21 protein-coding genes and 2 pseudogenes are annotated in these 18,251 nt (G+C 37.6%); 1 reads left to right on the top strand and 22 read right to left on the bottom strand.

The features are described 5' to 3' along the window. Nucleotides 1-127: 127 nt before the first annotated feature. The 10 genes and pseudogenes from A3G9_RS0107455 to A3G9_RS0107410 all read right to left on the bottom strand — a co-directional run bounded on the left by A3G9_RS0107455 (nucleotide 128) and on the right by A3G9_RS0107410 (nucleotide 4,806). On the bottom strand, nucleotides 128-313 hold the full coding sequence (locus A3G9_RS0107455; protein ID WP_002818695.1) for a 2-hydroxymuconate tautomerase: 186 nt from the start codon (nucleotides 311-313) through the stop codon (nucleotides 128-130). Then, nucleotides 294-446 (bottom strand): DUF2179 domain-containing protein, encoded by a 153-nt coding sequence (locus A3G9_RS1000000110535; RefSeq protein ID WP_018025281.1) that lies wholly within the window; start codon nucleotides 444-446, stop codon nucleotides 294-296. Before A3G9_RS1000000110535 ends, A3G9_RS0107455 begins: the two co-directional genes overlap by 20 nt. Then, a complete protein-coding gene (locus A3G9_RS1000000110530; protein WP_235043642.1) occupies nucleotides 421-585 on the bottom strand; it encodes a DUF2179 domain-containing protein in 165 nt (54 codons plus the stop codon). The genes A3G9_RS1000000110535 and A3G9_RS1000000110530 overlap by 26 nt, the downstream gene beginning before the upstream one ends. A 24-nt stretch (nucleotides 586-609) precedes the next feature. After that, a pseudogene (locus A3G9_RS1000000110525) lies at nucleotides 610-1,121 on the bottom strand (YitT family protein); the annotation flags it as partial. A gap of 147 nt (nucleotides 1,122-1,268) precedes the next feature. Beyond that, entirely contained in the window at nucleotides 1,269-1,655 is a 387-nt protein-coding gene (rplS, locus tag A3G9_RS0107435; RefSeq protein WP_002818691.1) for a 50S ribosomal protein L19, read from the bottom strand. 98 nt (nucleotides 1,656-1,753) lie between these two features. After that, nucleotides 1,754-2,503 carry a tRNA (guanosine(37)-N1)-methyltransferase TrmD gene (gene trmD, locus A3G9_RS0107430; RefSeq protein WP_002818687.1) on the bottom strand — a complete coding sequence of 250 codons (750 nt, stop codon included), beginning with the start codon at nucleotides 2,501-2,503 and terminating at the stop codon, nucleotides 1,754-1,756. After that, a complete protein-coding gene (gene rimM / locus A3G9_RS0107425; RefSeq protein ID WP_002818686.1) occupies nucleotides 2,493-2,993 on the bottom strand; it encodes a ribosome maturation factor RimM in 501 nt (166 codons plus the stop codon). Before rimM ends, trmD begins: the two co-directional genes overlap by 11 nt. Next, on the bottom strand, nucleotides 2,990-3,493 hold the full coding sequence (locus A3G9_RS0107420; protein ID WP_002818684.1) for a methylated-DNA--[protein]-cysteine S-methyltransferase: 504 nt from the start codon (nucleotides 3,491-3,493) through the stop codon (nucleotides 2,990-2,992). The genes rimM and A3G9_RS0107420 overlap by 4 nt, the downstream gene beginning before the upstream one ends. Nucleotides 3,494-3,533: 40 nt before the next feature. Then, complete coding sequence (gene rpsP, locus A3G9_RS0107415) at nucleotides 3,534-3,824, bottom strand: 30S ribosomal protein S16 (protein ID WP_002821466.1); 291 nt, start codon at nucleotides 3,822-3,824, stop codon at nucleotides 3,534-3,536. Between the two features lie 64 nt (nucleotides 3,825-3,888). Continuing rightward, on the bottom strand, nucleotides 3,889-4,806 hold the full coding sequence (locus tag A3G9_RS0107410) for a DUF3114 domain-containing protein (protein ID WP_002818681.1): 918 nt from the start codon (nucleotides 4,804-4,806) through the stop codon (nucleotides 3,889-3,891). A gap of 39 nt (nucleotides 4,807-4,845) precedes the next feature. Between A3G9_RS0107410 and A3G9_RS1000000110520 the strand changes: the two are divergent. Next, nucleotides 4,846-5,034, top strand: a pseudogene (locus A3G9_RS1000000110520) (prepilin peptidase); the annotation flags it as partial. 63 nt (nucleotides 5,035-5,097) lie between these two features. Here A3G9_RS1000000110520 and A3G9_RS1000000110515 read toward each other — a convergent pair. From A3G9_RS1000000110515 to A3G9_RS0107350, 12 genes are all read right to left on the bottom strand, one after another. Then, nucleotides 5,098-5,250, bottom strand: coding sequence for a hypothetical protein (locus A3G9_RS1000000110515; protein ID WP_235043487.1), 153 nt, complete (start codon nucleotides 5,248-5,250; stop codon nucleotides 5,098-5,100). A 241-nt stretch (nucleotides 5,251-5,491) separates the two neighbouring features. Next, nucleotides 5,492-5,869, bottom strand: coding sequence for a hypothetical protein (locus tag A3G9_RS0107400; protein ID WP_002818676.1), 378 nt, complete (start codon nucleotides 5,867-5,869; stop codon nucleotides 5,492-5,494). Next, a complete protein-coding gene (locus A3G9_RS0107395) occupies nucleotides 5,862-7,157 on the bottom strand; it encodes a Y-family DNA polymerase (protein WP_002818675.1) in 1,296 nt (431 codons plus the stop codon). Before A3G9_RS0107395 ends, A3G9_RS0107400 begins: the two co-directional genes overlap by 8 nt. A 77-nt stretch (nucleotides 7,158-7,234) precedes the next feature. Next, complete coding sequence (locus A3G9_RS0107390) at nucleotides 7,235-8,083, bottom strand: helix-turn-helix domain-containing protein (protein WP_002818674.1); 849 nt, start codon at nucleotides 8,081-8,083, stop codon at nucleotides 7,235-7,237. Nucleotides 8,084-8,214: 131 nt separating this feature from the next. Further along, entirely contained in the window at nucleotides 8,215-9,405 is a 1,191-nt protein-coding gene (gene tuf, locus A3G9_RS0107385; RefSeq protein WP_002818673.1) for an elongation factor Tu, read from the bottom strand. Nucleotides 9,406-9,564: 159 nt separating this feature from the next. Beyond that, nucleotides 9,565-10,227, bottom strand: a complete 663-nt coding sequence (locus tag A3G9_RS0107380; protein WP_002818672.1) for a thiamine diphosphokinase — start codon at nucleotides 10,225-10,227, stop codon at nucleotides 9,565-9,567. After that, entirely contained in the window at nucleotides 10,214-10,885 is a 672-nt protein-coding gene (gene rpe / locus A3G9_RS0107375; protein WP_002817337.1) for a ribulose-phosphate 3-epimerase, read from the bottom strand. The genes A3G9_RS0107380 and rpe overlap by 14 nt, the downstream gene beginning before the upstream one ends. A 47-nt stretch (nucleotides 10,886-10,932) precedes the next feature. Further along, on the bottom strand, nucleotides 10,933-12,777 hold the full coding sequence (pknB, locus tag A3G9_RS0107370) for a Stk1 family PASTA domain-containing Ser/Thr kinase (protein ID WP_002818671.1): 1,845 nt from the start codon (nucleotides 12,775-12,777) through the stop codon (nucleotides 10,933-10,935). Next, nucleotides 12,777-13,520, bottom strand: coding sequence for a protein phosphatase 2C domain-containing protein (locus A3G9_RS0107365; RefSeq protein WP_002821464.1), 744 nt, complete (start codon nucleotides 13,518-13,520; stop codon nucleotides 12,777-12,779). The genes pknB and A3G9_RS0107365 overlap by 1 nt, the downstream gene beginning before the upstream one ends. Nucleotides 13,521-13,546: 26 nt before the next feature. Beyond that, the gene (fmt, locus tag A3G9_RS0107360) at nucleotides 13,547-14,497 is read right to left on the bottom strand and encodes a methionyl-tRNA formyltransferase (protein ID WP_002818668.1); all 951 of its coding nucleotides are present in this window, start codon (nucleotides 14,495-14,497) and stop codon (nucleotides 13,547-13,549) included. Then, nucleotides 14,497-16,908 carry a primosomal protein N' gene (gene priA, locus A3G9_RS0107355; RefSeq protein ID WP_002818667.1) on the bottom strand — a complete coding sequence of 804 codons (2,412 nt, stop codon included), beginning with the start codon at nucleotides 16,906-16,908 and terminating at the stop codon, nucleotides 14,497-14,499. The genes fmt and priA overlap by 1 nt, the downstream gene beginning before the upstream one ends. Continuing rightward, nucleotides 16,905-18,248: a bifunctional metallophosphatase/5'-nucleotidase gene (locus tag A3G9_RS0107350; RefSeq protein ID WP_002817341.1), complete on the bottom strand. Its 1,344-nt coding sequence runs from the start codon at nucleotides 18,246-18,248 to the stop codon at nucleotides 16,905-16,907. Before A3G9_RS0107350 ends, priA begins: the two co-directional genes overlap by 4 nt. Nucleotides 18,249-18,251: the final 3 nt, after the last annotated feature.

Raw genomic sequence — 18,251 nt, 5'->3', positions numbered from 1 at the left:
TTAAAAAAATTTCAATTTTTACGAACACACGGTTGAAAAAAATTGAGTTGCATATTACAAATTTACATTTTGTTTAAAAAAACACTACTTTATTAAAAAATAGTGCTTTGTATATATTACAAAAAGATTACATATCCGACTTAAGCACACCGCCCAAAGCGTAATGATTCGCTTCAAATTCGCGAACTACTATATGAACCGCTTCAGGTTTAGCCTTGGTATCTTTAACCATTACAGCGGTAATGTCCTTTACAATTTGTTTAATTTGTTCATGAGAACGTCCTTTTAGCATATCAATTTGAATTTCCGGCATCGATTTTTACCTTTCCTTTTTTAATATCAGCTTGGCGATCGGGATCAAGCCATAGTCCACTAACTGAAACAGTACTCAATATATCAATAAAAGCATGTGGATCATTTTCACGAGCAATATCTTTCCATTTCATAAAGTTCAACACGATTAATCACCATGAATAAAGTAGAAGACTCATGATGAGAAAAAGCTCCCGTCGAAGGAAGAATTGTGATTCCACGAACCAATTCGTCCTGTAATGCTTTAGTTAAAAGGTCGGCTTTCTCCGTCACAATCAAGGTGGTTAATTTTCGTTGACCGGTATAAATTGCATCTATAACCTGGCCTGTAGCAAAAATTCCGATTAAAGTATATAAAGCATTCGGCCAGCCAATAAAAATACCGGCAATCAAAACAATTGAAGCATTAATTGTATTACTAATAACACCGACAGATCGTCCGGTCTTTTTTTGGACAATCATTGCGATAATATCCATTCCGCCAGTAGAGAGACCGAAACGCATCGACAAACCAGTCGCCAAACCCATTAACACACCCGAAAAAAGCGAAGCAAGCAAAACACTTTTGGCGATATTGATAACGGGAAAATAGACAATAAACAAAGACGTTAGAACAGAATTGGCCGTGCTTAAAATCGTGAAACGCAAACCGACCATTTTCCACCCAAAAAACCAATTACAACGCTTGTCAGCAGTATAAAAATACCGGTATTTATTTGAAAACCAAATAAATGTTTACTCGCTATTGAAAGCAACTGCGAGATTCCGTTAAAACCACCGGTAAAAATATGATTTGGATTCAAAAACATATTCATAGCAATTACTTCTAATAAAGCCGTAAAAATTAGAATAAATAATTGGACCACTAATTGTGGAAAGGAATTTTGAATTTTTTTAATTGTCATTATTTATTTTCCGAGAAAAAAACAGACCGTTGAATCAGTCCGTTTCTAAAATCACTTTGTTTGAGTTTTCTTATTAGTCGCCTTGGTATTAAGACTTTCCTTGATACGAGCAGCCTTACCACGAAGTGCACGCAAGTAATACAATTTAGCGCGACGTACATGACCATGACGAGTAACTTCGATTTTATCAACACGTGGAGAATTTAATGGAAAGGTACGTTCAACGCCAACACCGGAAGAAACTTTTCTAACGGTATAACTAGCTGATATTCCAAATCCCTTGCGTTTAACAACTACGCCTTCAAATAATTGGACACGTTCGCGTTCACCCTCAACGATTCGAGCATAAACTCTGACATTATCTCCCGGACGAAAATCGGGAATGTCTGAGCGTAATTGTGATTGCGTCAATTTTTCTAGTACTTGATTCTGTTTCATTTTATACTCCCAACGAAAACATTGATATTCAATACCTTGGTACAACAGCGCAATGTCAGTAATTGGCAAAAAATAGCCAAAAAATATTGTATCAGTTTTCACTGATCAGAATCAAGTGATTCTTCATATTTTATGTCATCGAGAAAATCAAGTTCTTCTTTATTGAAACTTCTTTTCTCTAATAAGTCCGGACGTCGCAAGAAGGTTTTCCGCAAAGACTCCTTTAAACGCCATTTACGAATCTTTTCATGATCTCCGTTAGTTAAAACCTCCGGAACCTGTATTCCGCGAAAATTTGCCGGGCGAGTATATTGAGGCTCTTCTAATAAACCGTTTTGAAAACTATCGTCTGCTGCCGATTCGGAATTTCCCAAAACATTATCCAAAAAACGAACGGTTGCATCAATAATCACCATACTTGCTAATTCCCCGCCGGTTAAAACATAATCACCCAGGCTAATCTCTTCATCGACCAAATTGCGGATTCGATTATCATAGCCTTCATAGTGTCCGGAAATAAAAGTTAAATGATTATATGTGGACAATTTTTTTGCCACATGATGGTCAAATTTCCGACCAGCCGGATCGACGAGAATCACATGACCCTTATCGCCATTATTCTCTTTTTTAACTTCCTCCATCGCATCAAAAATCGGTTGAGGCATTAAGAGCATTCCGGCTCCTCCGCCATAAACGACGTCATCAACGTGTCTTTGCTTATTGGTCGTAAATTCGCGAAAATCGGTTACTTTAAAATCAATTAAGCCTTTTTCAATCGCTTTGCCGATCATTGATTGGCGTAAAGGATCAAACATGTCCGGAAAAATACTTAAAACATCAATCTTCATCAAGCCCCTCCAACAATTCAATTGTGACAGTCGAGGTTTGAAGATCGACTTTTTTGACCACTTGATCAATATAAGGGATCAAAATCTCTTTGCCATTGCTTTTCTTGATCGTCCAAACGTCATTTGCACCGGTATGAAAAGAATCAGCTATTTCGCCAATCGAATTTCCTTTTTCATCAATCACTTTTAAACCAATAATTTGAGAAACAAGAAACTCTCCTTCGGATAATCGGGGCTCTTTTCGCTCATTGATAAAAATATCTTCTCCCTTATATTTCTCAACCAAATTTATATTTTCATGATCTGAAAATTTTACCAACCAGAATTGTTTAAAAGGACGGCTGGATTGAACGACTAACTTTTCCCCGGCAATCAGCAGTTCGGAATTTTTAGCAAAACGTTGTTCGGGGAAATCAGTATTGAAATCAATTTTTAACTCACCCGCTATTCCGTGAGTATTGATGACCCTGCCGATTCGTAATTCTTTCATAATTGTTTCTCCAGTTGAAGCAAAGCAGCTTTAATGTTCGAACCATCACGATATTTACCAATTTTCCCGGATTTAGTAATTATTCGATGACAAGGAACAACCACTTCAAATGGATTTTTGCCAACAGCTGTTGCAACAGCTCGAACCGCCTTTTGATTACCAATTCGCCTTGCAAATTCGCTATAACTAACAGGTTTATCAATCTCCAGCAATTTTTTTAAAATGAGTATCTGAAAATTCGAGAATTGCCAGAAATTCCAGTCAATAGAAATTTTTGGACTGCTACTTCTCCCAGAAAAATAATCCAAAAAAGCAGAACTGATTTTAGGATTCTCTCTATTGACTAATTTTGAAATTCCGGACCACTTGGAAAAATCAGCAATCGGATCATCTTGAAAAGTAGTAAAAATTAAACCTTTATCAGAAGAAAAAAATGAGAATTTCCAGTCGAGAAAATTAATCGAGCTGTAGTTTATTTGTTGACGATAATTTACTTTCATCTATCAAATAATACAAAAAAACCGTCAGAAACGACGGAAATTATTTTTTGCTTTCCTTTTTAGCGGCAAGTTTCGCTTCGTGAAGTTTTTTCATCAAGCCAGCATCTGAAAGAAAATTACGAACAGTATTTGTTGGTTGAGCGCCCTTCATTAACCAATTAAAGATCTGGTCATCATTCAACTTGATTTCAGCCGGTTTTGTAATTGGATTATAGTAACCAACTTCTTCAATAAAACGGCCATCGCGACGAGCACGTGAATCAGCGACAACAATACGATAAAATGGACGCTTCTTAGTACCCATCAGATGTAAACGAATTTTAACTGACATATATTTCTCCTAAAAAATATTACTGTCATAATATATACTTTATAAAAATACTTGTCAAGTATTTTTACTTGACAGAGCTTTTATTAACCATTCTCTCAAATTTTAATGCCGCCCTTTTGCTTTGATATTCGATACTGTGATGAAAAAAAGGACTTCTTTTAAATTCTTTTAAAGTGGGCGCTCGATAATTCTTTAATAATTCTGATCGGAAAAGCGGGTCATAATATTTAATTGGTTCGATATCAAGATTGAAATGACGACTATTTTCGTGATTACAAGATCTGCCCAAACTAATTTTGGAATCATTATAATCAGCAAAATTGTAAGAAGCACCGTTAATTGGACCGTTATTGCCAGATCCAAGTATATACAGAAAATTTCCTTGGGAATCTAAAACAAATTCAATATGAAAATCAATCACTATTTTTAAATTAGGTCTGAATATTCGAAAATTTCTCCGATTGGCCAGATCTTTCAAAGAAATTTTTTCATGCAAACGAGCACTTTCAATCGCCCAATAAAAATCTTTTTTATTTTCAGCCAATAAATTTAAGTTAAATTTTTTCGTCTCCGGAAAAGAGCTTAGATAAGCTGCCAGTTTCTGAGAATCGTTCAATCTAAGTTCTTTAAGCCTGAACGATCGCCTAACATAAAAAACCATTTGCTCATCAATTAGATATCTGAATTGATGCGTTCTTTTGGCTAAATCGATTTCACTTTCAGATAAGTTTTCATCAACAAGACCCTTAGGAAAAGCCGTTTGAACCAGATGAGCAAAGTCGCGCCAAAAGAAATTTTTTGGTGACAAATCAGAGGAAAAAATATCTGTAATCTTTAAATTGCGAATATCTTCCCCGGTCTTAAAATCAGCAATATGAAAAAGCCACTTTAAAATTTTTTCAGCTGATTTTTGATCGGAAATTTTCATAGAAGACCAAGCTTTAAAGAATTCCTCATCGCCGATTTTAAAATTACTTTCCATATTATTCATAACTAATTATAAAAATACGTATAAAAAAATGTGGAATTTATTTGTTTTATTTTGGGAAGTTGTTCAGCATCTTTTATTATTTGTCTAGCCTACCGAATTAATCGTCGAAAGCAGCTTGGAGGTCTATCCTGCTGTGATTATTGTGGCAGACGACTCCCATTGATTGCTCTAGTCCCGATTATTGGTTGGCTGCTATCAATGGGCAAATGTCGCTATTGCAAAAATTCAATTTCGGTTTATTACCCCTTAATAGAGTTTTTATTTGCTATCTGTTTTATGAACTCAAAAGATAATTACCATTTCGTAATTATTTATTGTTTGCTTTTGTTTCTTAGTTGTGAAGACATCTACGATCATACCAGTCATACTGTACCCAATTATATTTTTTGAATTCATCGTAAATTTTCCAAGCGAAAAAGTAATCGGTTTGTTCATATTAACAAGCTTATTGCTGTTTTTCATATACTATAGAAAAGCATTAGGAAATGGTGATTTGCCGGTAATTTTGCTCATATATATAGCTCTACCGGTTTTTCAATTCAGCGTATCGATACTAATTACCAGTTGTCTAACAATTCTGATATTTTTACTTCGTAAAAAACATAGTCTTGCTTTTATTCCCTTTTTGGCAATTGGATTTTTTCTTTCAACGTTATTTGTATGATGCAATTTAATCCTAAACCAACTCGCAACGCCAAATATCATCAAGGGAGAAAAAATTATTTGCAACAATAATTCCATCTCGATCATAGCCTTCAACAAAACCAACAATTGTTTTTGCAATTCCGTGTTCTTGATTTTCATCGGCTAGTTGAATTTCAACTTCTCGTTCATTTGAAAAGGCTCTAAAAAGTACTTCTGAAATCTTGTGAAAATTCATTTGTTCTTTTAAATATCGAGATTGTTTTTCCGCCCGATATTTAGCCGATTTTTCAATAACCCTGGTATGATCAGATAAATAAAAACCTCCCCATTTCAACATGCCGCGATCTTGAAAACAACGGATAAAACGATCACGAATTTTCGGATCGTAATTCGGATATTTGCTATTCATAGCTATTTCCTCCATTATGTCCACCAACCAAGCCAGCTCTTTCAATGGCGGTACCACCAGGTAAAATCGATGAAGCTTTGACTAGCTTTGAAAAACCAAACTTTAAACGTAAAGAATCGGTAATCCGATCCAATTTTCGCTCTTCAATTTGTTGTTCGGAAGTTCTGAACAAGTCAAATTGTTGACTATTGTCCGGAATTAAATTACCAAAGTAAACAGAAATATTACGAATCTTGTCACCTTTCCAATTAGCATGAAAAATATCAACCACAATCTGATTTAAAATTTTGCTTTCATTAGTTGGTGTAATTTTATTTTGTTTAGAAAATCCGCCATTTGTATACTCATTGCCAACCCAAACATGAACCAGACCGGTCTGAAAATGGTGTTTCCTAATACGAGCAGCAACCTGATCGGAAATTTCCCTTAAAACAACCTCGATTTCATCGGCTTTAGTATAATTCCTCGGCAAAACCTGTGAGTTTCCATAAGATTTTTCTTTTGGATATGCTTTCTGACTAATAACTGCCCGATCGATTCCCCAAGACAAAAGATATAGTTGTCCGCCGATAACTCCAAATTTTTTTTCTAATTTATAAGGATCATAGTGGGCCAAATCATCCAAAGAGTTTATTCCAATTTTTTGCAATTTTTTGGCAGTTTTATTACCGATGCTCCAAACGGAATTTAAATTTTTGATTGGCCATAATCGTTCTTTAATCGATGCATAATTTATTTCTCCAAGACGGCTATCGTTATTCTTTGCATATACATCCATTGCAATCTTAGCCTGAGTTAGGTTTTCTCCAATTCCAATCGTTGTATAAATGCCCGTCTCATCCAAAACTTCTTTTTGAATTTGTTTGGCAATTTGTTTCTTGCTATTGCCAAACAATTTCCATGTACTAGTCATATCCAAAAAGCTTTCATCGATTGAATAAATATGCAAATTTTTTTCATCGACATATCTTCGATAAATGTTATTGATTTTCGTATTGATGTAAATATAAAGATTCATGTGTGGCGATGTCATTATTAATTTATCGGCATTTTTTGGCATGTCGCGCAAACGACTGACATTTGATTTGAGGCCATAAGACTTTTTCGCTAATGGGCTAGTCGCTAAAATCAAACCACCACCGCCAACATTTGGTCCCGTCGAAATTACTATCAAAGCAACATGCAAAGGATCGTAACCCAAAGAGCGAGCCTCGACACTGGCATAAAAAGATTTGCTGTCAATAGCAAAAATCACTCGATGATCTTCATTGTCAAAATAATTAGGCATCTACATATAAAATAATACGAACATGTGTTCGTATGTCAAGCAAAATAAAAAAACTAAAAAAATAATAAAATGTCTGATTAATTGGACTTGCTTTTATTGAGCATTCGACCTAGTTGAGGGCTCTTACCAAACTCATATAGTTGTTCGGCCGTTAAAATCAATTTTTCTTTTTGTTCATTTAAACCACTCTCGTCAGCAATTTTCGATTTAAGCAACAGCAATTCACCAAGGTGCCAAGTGGATTTTTCTTCAGATAATATTTTTAAGGCCTTGTCAATATAAGAAGCGGCACGCTTAAAATTTTCAAGCAGCAAAAAATGCTCCGCAAGGGCTTGATAAATTCTAATATAGCTAATCATCGAAGGAACTGTCTCTTTCTCGTAAGGATAATCATTTAAAATCTTGATTACTCTTTTAAAACAATTTTCCGCCTTTGAATAATCTTCCTTAAGTTGCCAAATTTGCGCTTTAATCGTATTGGCCAGAGCGTCAAAAAACCACAATTTTTCTTTTTCGGAAAAACCAAGCAATTCATAACAAGCAAAATCGGCATCTTCAATTCGACCATCATGAAAAGCCGAGGATGCCGATAAATAATAAAATTTCTGTTTTTCTACCGAAGATACCAAAGCTGTTTTTTTAATCTTTTCTAATCCCGACCAAACCTGTCGATAATTCTCGTTATCTAACTTGATTTTCAATTCATCAAGTTTACTTAAACAAAAAGGACTATTAGGAAAAACATCCTCAAGGGATAAAGACAAACGCTGCATTATTTCCGCCAAAACTTCTAATTTAGGTATCACGCCGTGTTCTAAAGAACAAACAACTGTTTGAGAAGTTAGGTTCGATGCAAGCTCCACCTGAGTCATTTTTAGTTCTTTTCTTCTGTTTCTAAACAAATTGCCATCAATGGTTAATTTCAAAATACGCTACCTCAGAGTAATAATTTTAATTATCTTAACAAGATAAAAAGATAAAGTCAATCGTTTGTCATTTTTCGGCCTAAAAATAAAAAAATCGCCCATGCCGTAAAGCAAGACGATTTTAATTAGAATTAGTCATCAATTTCAGAGACAGTTCCGGCACCAACAGTGTGGCCACCTTCACGGATAGTGAATTTCAAACCTTTTTCGATAGCGACTGGTTTCATCAATTCAACAGTAAATGTGACGTGATCACCAGGCATAACCATTTCAACACCTTCAGGCAATTCTACGACACCGGTAACATCAGTCGTGTGGAAATAGAATTGAGGACGATAGTTAGTGAAGAATGGAGTATGACGTCCACCTTCTTCCTTAGTAAGGATATAAACTTCACCCTTAAACTTTTTATGGGTCTGAATTGAACCTGGCTTTGCCAAAACTTGTCCACGTTCAACACCATCGCGATCAATTCCACGAAGCAGAGCTCCGATATTATCTCCGGCTTCACCAAGATCCAAAGTCTTCCGGAACATTTCAACACCGGTAACAACAGTGTTTTTAACTTCATCCTTCAAACCAACAATTTCAACTGGATCGTTAATCTTGACAGTTCCACGATCGATACGTCCAGACGCAACAGTACCACGTCCAGTGATAGTGAAGACATCTTCGACAGGCATCAAGAATGGCTTATCAACATCACGAACTGGAGTTGGGATGTATTCATCGATAACATCCATTAAGTGCAAGATAACTTTTTCCTGTTCCGGATCGCCTTGAAGAGCCTTCAAAGCAGAACCGCGAATAATAGGAATATCATCTCCAGGAAAATCATATTCAGACAAAAGTTCACGAACTTCCATCTCAACAAGATCGATTAATTCTGGATCATCAACAAGGTCAGTCTTATTTAAGAAGACAACAATATAGTTAACACCAACTTGACGGGCAAGCAAAATATGTTCACGAGTCTGTGGCATAGGACCATCAGTAGCAGCAACAACAAGGATGGCTCCATCCATTTGTGCGGCTCCAGTGATCATATTTTTAACATAGTCGGCGTGACCTGGTGCATCGATGTGTGCATAGTGACGCTTATCAGTTTCATATTCAACGTGGGCAGTATTGATGGTGATTCCACGTTCACGCTCTTCAGGAGCGGCATCAATTGAGGCATAATCTTGAGCTTGCGCAAGGCCCTTTTCAGACAATACCTTAGTGATAGCAGCCGTTAAAGTGGTTTTACCATGATCAACATGACCGATAGTACCAATATTAACGTGCGGCTTAGTTCTTTCGTAATGTTCCTTTTCAGCCAATTTGGTTTCCTCCATTTTAATAGTTCATCAAAAAAATAATGATGTAGGCTTAAAATTTTAAGCTTATACTTTATGGCAATTGCACTAAAAGTAAAAAGCCTTAACTATTATACAAAAGTAAGCCTGAAAAACAAAATATATCAAGTCTTTAGCTTTCTTTTAACTATAAATAGCCATAACATTTCCTGCATCAAAATGAATTTCGATGTTTTGATTATCTAAAAATTCATTCGAAGCAAAAACTCGATCGATTTTCGAAGAGAAATTTGACAAATCATATTTTGCTCCATGAATTGAAAAATTTACAATATTATTTAAAACAACAAAACCGAGATATTTCTTTTTATACTTGTTTTCTAAAAGATAATCTCCGGGGTTAAAAAAACTAACAACATTTTCCAAATCGAAAATTTCAACCTTATCCAATATATTTTTATATTCAGGCAAAAATAAATTCAAAAAATTGTTAAATTCGTGGTCAAGACGAGAACCTGTTGCGCCAAAAATATTAATCGAATCGTATTTTCGATAATCCAGTTTTTCTTCAATCCAACGCAAAGCTAGTTCGGTATCCGTGAAATCTTTTTCCGGTTTGGCCTGAGAAAAATGTTTCGGATCAACTTTGTCTTTTACAAAAAAAAGTTCCTCTCTCGTCAAAGAATCAAAATCCCCAATTGCCGTGATATCTTTAACACCATGCTTTAATAAATAAAAAGCACCGGCATCGACACCAATCCACTCATTTTCATCTGTGAGAAAATCAGCAAAATTTTTTGGAAAATTATTCTCTGGTCCGCCGGCAAGAATATTAATCGACTTCAAAGTTGGTAACCTCGAGCAGTTTTTTAACTTTAGCAGCTGGATCGACTTTATCATATACATAAGATCCGGCAACTGCAACAGTTGCACCTGCTTCGTAAGCTTTTACCAGTGTTTGATTATTAACTCCACCATCAATTTCAATATCGAAATCAAGTCCATGCTCTTTTTTATATTCATGAAGTTCGGAAATTTTAGAAATTTCTTCAGGCAAAAACTTTTGGCCGCCGAATCCGGGATTAACAGTCATGACCAAAACCTGATCAACCATATATAAAATTGGTAAAATAGCCGAAACCGGCGTTCCTGGATTAATAACTACTTCTGGATGAACTCCGGCATTTTTAATCATTTGCAAAGCGCGATGAATATGTGCTGTAGCCTCAACGTGAACGCCAATAATATCGGCACCAGCCGAAACAAACGAATCAATTAACTTTTCCGGATGATTAACCATTAAATGGACATCCAAGACCAGCTTGCTGCCGCTCGCTTTAATTTGTTTGACCCACTGTGGGCCATAAGAAATGCTAGGGACAAAATCGCCATCCATTATATCGATATGTAAATATTTAGCCCCGGCCCCCTCAACCAATTTAATCTGTTCGCCTAAATTTAAATAATCCGCCGCCAGAATGGACGGTGCCACAATTACACTCATATTTATCTCCTTATTACAAATATATAATAAAACACCTCTCAGAAATACTATTTTTGAGGAGAAGAACTGCTAGAAATACTGCTGCTACTGCTGCTACTGCTATTACTGCTGCTACTGCTGCTTCCATTTGACGAAGAGCTCATGCTGGAACTTGACGACGGTACAGCCGAAGAAGAACTGCTTGAAGAATTATCGACTCTTTGAGCCACCAGGATATGAACAACAGTCGAAGAAGAAATCTCCGTCCCGCCATTTGGATTCTGACTAATAACATAGCCGGTATCGGTGTCGGACGATTGACTATAGGCAATTTTTAAAGTAATACCATTTTGATCAGCCCAAGACTGTGCTTCGGACAAACTGTCGAATGTTGGCACGGTTATTTTTTGGGCACCTTTGGAAACCGTAAATTTAACAGTTGTTTCGTAAGGATCGACTTTCTTATCGGCGTCAACCGATTGTTTGATTATCTGTCCACTGGAAACAGAATTAGAATATTTTTCGACCTTCTTGACTTTATAACCCTGGTTCCTCAAAACGCTGGCGACATCGCTGTAATTAGAACCAACATAATCGCCAAAAGTTAGTTTTTTAGCCCCATTGGAAACAATTAAATCAATTTTGGTATTTTTAGCAACGTGCGATCCAATTTTAGGATCGGATTTAATAACTCGACCCTTCTTGACTTTTCGAGAAGTCGTTTCGCTAATACTGCCAACCTCAAGATCATTTTCACGAATTAATTTTTCGGCGACACTGAGTTTGTAATTTGCCGTATCGGGGACCTGAACTCTACCAGGCCAAAACATTGCCACCAAAATAACCCCAAAACCAATCGCCAAAAGACCAGCTAAAATCCAAGGCCAAATCTTATGCTTTCTTTTTTTCTTCTTGCCAGGGACAACTTTTTTTGAGTCTGAAGTCGAATCTGGATTGTCCTTCAAGGGAGTATAAACCGGGTCAAGACGTTGAATGCCGCTGGCGACCTGTGATTTAAGATCGTCGATTGGAATCGTCCTTGTCTCAGCCTGATCGTCGGTAAAAGGCGGAAGTTTTGCTTCATTAGCCCGACGGGGAGAAAGACTGGTTCTCAAATCGTTAGCCATATCCTCAGCCGTCAGATAACGATTATCAGGATTCTTAGCAGTTGCACGTAAAATAACATTCTCAAGAGCCTGGGGAATATTTGGATCAATATCTTTAGCAGAAGGCATCTGTTCGGAAGAATGTTTCATAGCGATCGAGACCACGGTCTCGCCTTTATAAGGAACTTGGCCAGTCAACATTTCAAATAAAATCACACCCAAAGCGTATATATCGGATTTGTTGGTCGCCATGCCACCACGCGTTTGTTCGGGACTCAAATAATGAACCGATCCCAGGACGGCGTTTGTCTGGGTCATCCCAAATTCGCTTCGAGCGATTGCAATCCCGAAATCAACGATTTTAATTGATCCGTCCTTGCCGACAAGAATGTTTTGTGGCTTTAAGTCACGATGGACAATCCCGTGGTTATGCGCCATTGACACGGCAGACAAGACCTGTTCCATAATATTGACGACTTGTGCGTATGGAACCGGATAATACTGAGAGATGTATTTCTTTAAATCCATCCCATCGACGTATTCCATCGTTAAATACTGCACGCCATCAAAAGAACCAGCATCGAGAACTTTAACAATATTTGGATGAAGCAGCTGAGCAGCGGCCTGAGCTTCTCTTTGAAAACGACGAACAAAATCTGGATTATTTTGGAGATCCAATCGAAGAACCTTGATAGCAACCTGCTGGTTGTTCTTTGTATCGACAGCTAAATAAACATTAGCCATCCCCCCTTCACCGAGTGGCCGAATGATTCGATATCTGTTTGCAAATGTTGATCCAGGATTCATCAATTATCCTCCAAAAATTGCGACATCAACAGAACCGTGACGTTATCGAAACCGCTTTGTTCGTTAGCCATATTGATCAGCCGAGCCACCATTTCGCTGAGAGATTTGTGCTTTGACTTAATAACATGCAAAATATCCGATTCTTTAACCTGCTTAGTCAAGCCATCCGTTGCAAGCATGATAATATCGTTGTTTTTTACCTTGTCGACAGCAAAAGACATTTCGGTTTGCGCATTCAAACCAAAATAACGCGTAATGCTTTGATGGTGAGGAACATTATTGACATTTTCCTTTGAAATTTGTCCATTTTGAATTAATTCATTACCAAAGGAATGATCGAATGAAAGTTGTTTTAGAATTTTACCATCAAAGATATAAGCTCTCGAGTCGCCTAAATTGCCAATCAAAACGTCATTATTAATGGCAACCGTTAAAACCATCGTGGTTGCCATTTGGGACAAATCATCAAAACGTTTCCCAGCCATTAAAATTCGGCTATTCTCTTCACGGGCCTTCTTAGAAATCCAGGTCTTCGCTTCTTCGATTGAAGAAATATCAGTCTGGCGCCAGCCAAAACCAAAATTATTGACAACCATCTCTGCGGCGATATCACCACCTTTTTCACTGGTAACCCCATCAGCGACAATGGCCAATTTATACTGACTTTTATTCGTGAAAATCCCGACAAAGTCCTGGTTTTCTTTTTTTCTAGTTCCAATATCACTTAAATAGGCGATTTGCATAAGATATCCGTAACACTAACGTAATATTATATCCTATTTGCCATGTTACCGACATGAAGCTTTTGCCCGGCGCCATTCAAAAAGGAAGAAACATCCATTATTTTTTTACCAATCGGTTGAATTTTCTGCAAAAAAACCGTTCGGCCGTCAGCTGCCGTGATTGCAAGATCGTGTTTGGATTTAATTGCAATCGAACCAACTTCACCTTGACAGGGTCCGATTTTTGCTTTAAAAACCTTAATTTTCTCATCGGCAATTTGGAGGCTGGCTCCCGGTTTCGGTGATAGGCCGCGAATTAAATCAACAATTTTTTCAGCTTTCTGATGATAAAAATCCAGCTCAGTCAACTTATAATCGATTTTTGGTGCCAAAGTGATTTTTTCTTCGTCCTGCTGAATTGGAGAAATATCGCCGCTAACCATTTTTGGCATCGTTTTTAAGAGCAGATCACGACCGACAACCGCCAGCTTTTCAAACAAAGAACCGGCATTATCGTTTTCTTTAATCGGCATTTTTTTAACACTGATAATATCGCCAGCATCCATTTCCTTTACCATATACATAATTGAAACGCCGGTCTCTTTGTCACCGTTAATCAAGGCCCAATTAATCGGCGCAGCCCCGCGATATTTTGGCAGCAGACTGGCATGAACATTAATCGAGGCAATTTTAGCGGATTTCAATAATTTAGAGGGGACAAATTGGCCGAAAGCCGCTGTCACCAAAAAATCGGCCTGCATAGAAATCAGTCGATCCATTTCTTCTGATCGGGAAAGTTTTTCCGGTTGAAAAATCGGGATTCGATACTCTAAAGCCAATTGTTTGATTTTTGTAGGCTGCAAAAGTTTTTTTCGGCCAACCGGACGATCCGGCTGGCTGACAACGGCGATTACTTCAAAATCATCATCGGCAATCAATCCCTGCAAAACAGCTCTACTGAAATCAGAAGTCCCAAAAAATATCACTGAATTAGTCATTAAATAAATGATACCGGATCACGATCAATACTCAAGTAAATATCTTTTGGCAATTTTTCTCCAAACACAGTTTGAAGCTCACTTAAAGTGGATTCGATATTAGGATCTTTTTTGTATTTCAAAATTATTTGAAAATAATAGCGATTACGTAACTTGGCAATAGCTTTTGGCGTGGGCCCGAGAACAATTGTTTCTTTAGCCAATTTCGGTTTAATAAATTCCGCAACTTCATCGATCGCCCGACTGGCCGGAAATTGATCAGGTCCGTCAATTCCAACTTGAATCGTGTAATAATATGGTGAATAGTCGGCAATATGGCGAATCGACATTTCTGTTTTATAGAATCCTTCGTAATTTTGGTCGGCAGCTAATTTAATCGCGTAATTATCTGGGTTAAAAGTCTGAATGATTACCTCCCCGGTTTTTCCGGCTCTTCCCGATCGGCCGGCTACCTGTGTTAGTAATTGAAAAGTTTTTTCTCCAGACCGAAAATCCGGTAAATTCAAGCCGATGTCAGCGTTAATCACACCAACTAGGGTCACATCGGGAAAATCCAAACCTTTGGCAACCATTTGCGTACCGAGCAGAACGTCGTAATTTCCTTTCCCAAAATCTCTAAGAATTTTTTCAAGGCTGCCCTTTCTCTTCGTAGTGTCCTGATCCAAACGAGCAACCCGAATTCCATTGACTAAACTATTTAGTTTAGTTTCGATTTTTTCCGTCCCGGTGCCAACGTAACGAATCTGTGGGCTTCCGCAAACCGGGCATTTTTTAGGAATCGCTTCCTCGTAACCGCAATAATGGCATTTCAAAGAGTGGCTGTCCATATGTAAAGTCAAAGATAGATTGCAATTCGGGCAGCGAGGAACATAGCCACAATTACGGCACATGACGAAAGAAGAAAATCCTCGACGATTTAATAAGAGAATCGTTTGTTCGTGGTTTTCTTTACGTTCTTCGATCTTTTTAAGCAAAGTGGGGCTAAAGTCGTTATCAGCATGCTCTTTTTGCCATACTTCGCGCATATCAACGATTGAAACATCCGGAAGTTTCGCCCCGCTAACTGCTCGGTGATTCATCGTTAATAACTTAAAAATCCCTTTTTGAGCTCTTGCACGTGATTCCAAACTCGGAGTGGCAGAGCCCAGTAAAGTGACCGCTTGATGATATTTTGCCCGCCACAAAGCAATATCGCGAGCATGATAGCGGGGATTGCCTTCCTGCTTATAATTCGTTTCGTGTTCTTCATCCATAATGATTAAACCGATATTGGTTAGCGGCGAAAAAACCGCCGAACGCGTACCAATTACAATCTTGATTTTTCCATCGCGAATTTCTTCCCACTGATCCAAACGTTCGCCATCGGATAATCCGGAATGAAGCAAAGCGACCGAATCAAGAAAACGGGATTTTACCAGGCGAATCATTTGGGGGGTTAAAGCGATTTCCGGAACAAGGAGCAAGGCCGTTTTCCCTTGGGCAATTGTCTTTTCGATTAGTTGAAGATAAACCTCTGTCTTTCCAGACCCGGTAATTCCTTCAAGAAGAAAAGTTTTGTTTTCGTTTTTAGTGATTGCGCTTTCGACTGAATTAAAAACTTTCTTCTGATCGGAATTCAGCTCGACTGCATTAGTCTTTGTAACGGCAATTTTTTTTACCGGGTTCCTCGTCATCCTAACTTCGCTTTTTTTAAGCCAGGATTTTTTTTCAGCTGTCAAAATAGTCGATTTGGAAATATCCAAAATTTCGGCTAACTCCTTTACCTGAAAAAAACCATCCCGATGACCGGACAAAAAAATTAAAAGCTTTTTCTGTGAATCACTCAGAGATTTTTTATTTAGATTTGTTGCAATATCATTATCGTTCAAATTATTGGAAAGGACTTTGACTTTTTTGCCTTTATTCTTTTTCTGAATCGTAGTCGTTTGAACAATTTTTCCTTGTCTAATCAAGCTATTGATCACTTTAATTTGTTCGGAAGTATAATTTTTCGGCAAAAATTCAATTTCCTGATTATTGAGAAAAATATTTTCTTTTATTTTTTCCGGAACTTGATCAACGATTTTCAAGCCCTTCAAATATTTTGGTTTAAAAGCATTCGGCAAAATCGTTTGAATTACTTGAACGCGATAAGAAAAAACATAGTTTGACAGCCATTCGGATAATTTCAACATTTCAGAATTAAGAACCGGTTTTTCGTCAATAATCGATTCAATTTTTTTTAACTGAAAATCACTCCGTTCGCTTTGACCAACTGCAACAACATATCCCATTAAATTCCGTTTGCCAAAAGGAACCCGGACACGATGGCCGAGCAAGTTAAAATCAAGCAAATCATCCGGAATTAAATAAGTAAAGGGCTGATTGGTTTGACGGGTTGGTAAATCTACAATTACAGAAGCAGTTCTCAAACGGCCTCCTGATGGCTGTATTTTTCACGATAATAGCCAGCCGTTAATTCTCGCAAGATATTTTTAAAATCAAAAGAAACGTCGGCTGACTGTAAAGAATGGAACCAAGGCAAAAAATAATAATGGTCCAAACTGGCAATTTCATAATGTTGCTTTGGATCAACTTGTTTTTCATGAAGACCATAAAATTTTATTTCGCCAAATTTATCCCCGCGGAATCCGGAACCATTAATATGTTGATTTAAAAGATGATCGTGCTGCAAATTTATTTCATCAAATAACTTCAATAAATCAGAACCAAGGATATCGATTTTCATTGGATGAATTGTATGCGGCAGATCCTTTAAAAGCTGAAAAGCGTTTAATTGGCCAGCCGGCAGCTCATCTAAAAACATACCGCTGGATATCATGGCAATTTTTGTTTGAAATTTCTCCATCAAAGCATCGGCACAATCATCTATTTGTTGCAAAGTCGAACGATCTGTCGGCAAATTGCTAATAATTTGGTTTTCGAGAATGTTTCGACCGGATTCACGCCAATTTTCCAAAAAGGCAGAAGCAGACTCGACTTCCGGAAGATTGTCAAATTTAATCGTATGAGCCCTTTCGCTTACGACTTGATGCTTTTCATCAATTTCCAGATCAACTTCGCCAACGTTTTCACCATATTTACCAGCGGCGGCCAACAAAGTATTTTCGACCATCTGACCTTTGGGCAGTAAATGATGCGTGTGAGCGCCTAAAATTACCGATATTTCTTTAAAACGCCGCGCCAAGGATTGATCTGTCGGCAAACCCAAATGTGACAACAAAATTCTAATATCGGATTGTGCAATAACCCGGTCGGATAATTTTTCGAGTGTTTCAACCGGTTGTGCCGGCAACCAGTCGAGCAATGGATAAGTAAGATCGTAAGCGGCCGTCAGGCCAAAAGCCGAAATTCGAGTTCCTTTCGGAGTTACAAAAACTCGATATTCTTCTGCCCATTTAGGCAAACCATGATCATTTTCAAAAATATTTGCTAGTAAAACAGCAAACCTGCGTTCCGAATAAATGTCTTCCATTCGATCACGCGGGAGGCCAAGACCTTCATTATTGCCAATTGTGACTCCGTCAAAAGTACAGTCGTTTAGAAGTTCAACATTCGCTTTGCCCCAAGTAGCTTGAGTATTAGCATCGTAGCGATCAATAAAATCTCCAACATCGAAAGTTAAAACAAAATGACCAGCAGCTTGTAATTGCGCTCGACGGGTTTTAATCCAATTGGCGATCCTCGGCCAATGTTCGACATGGCTGTGAAGATCATTAGTATGCAAGATTGTTACAAATTCATGCGTCATATG

Source organism: Oenococcus oeni DSM 20252 = AWRIB129 (assembly GCF_000372485.1).
GTDB classification, from domain to species: Bacteria; Bacillota; Bacilli; order Lactobacillales; family Lactobacillaceae; genus Oenococcus; species Oenococcus oeni.
The sequence above is the reverse complement of the archived record's forward strand: the minus strand, read 5'-3'. Positions and strand labels throughout refer to the sequence as shown.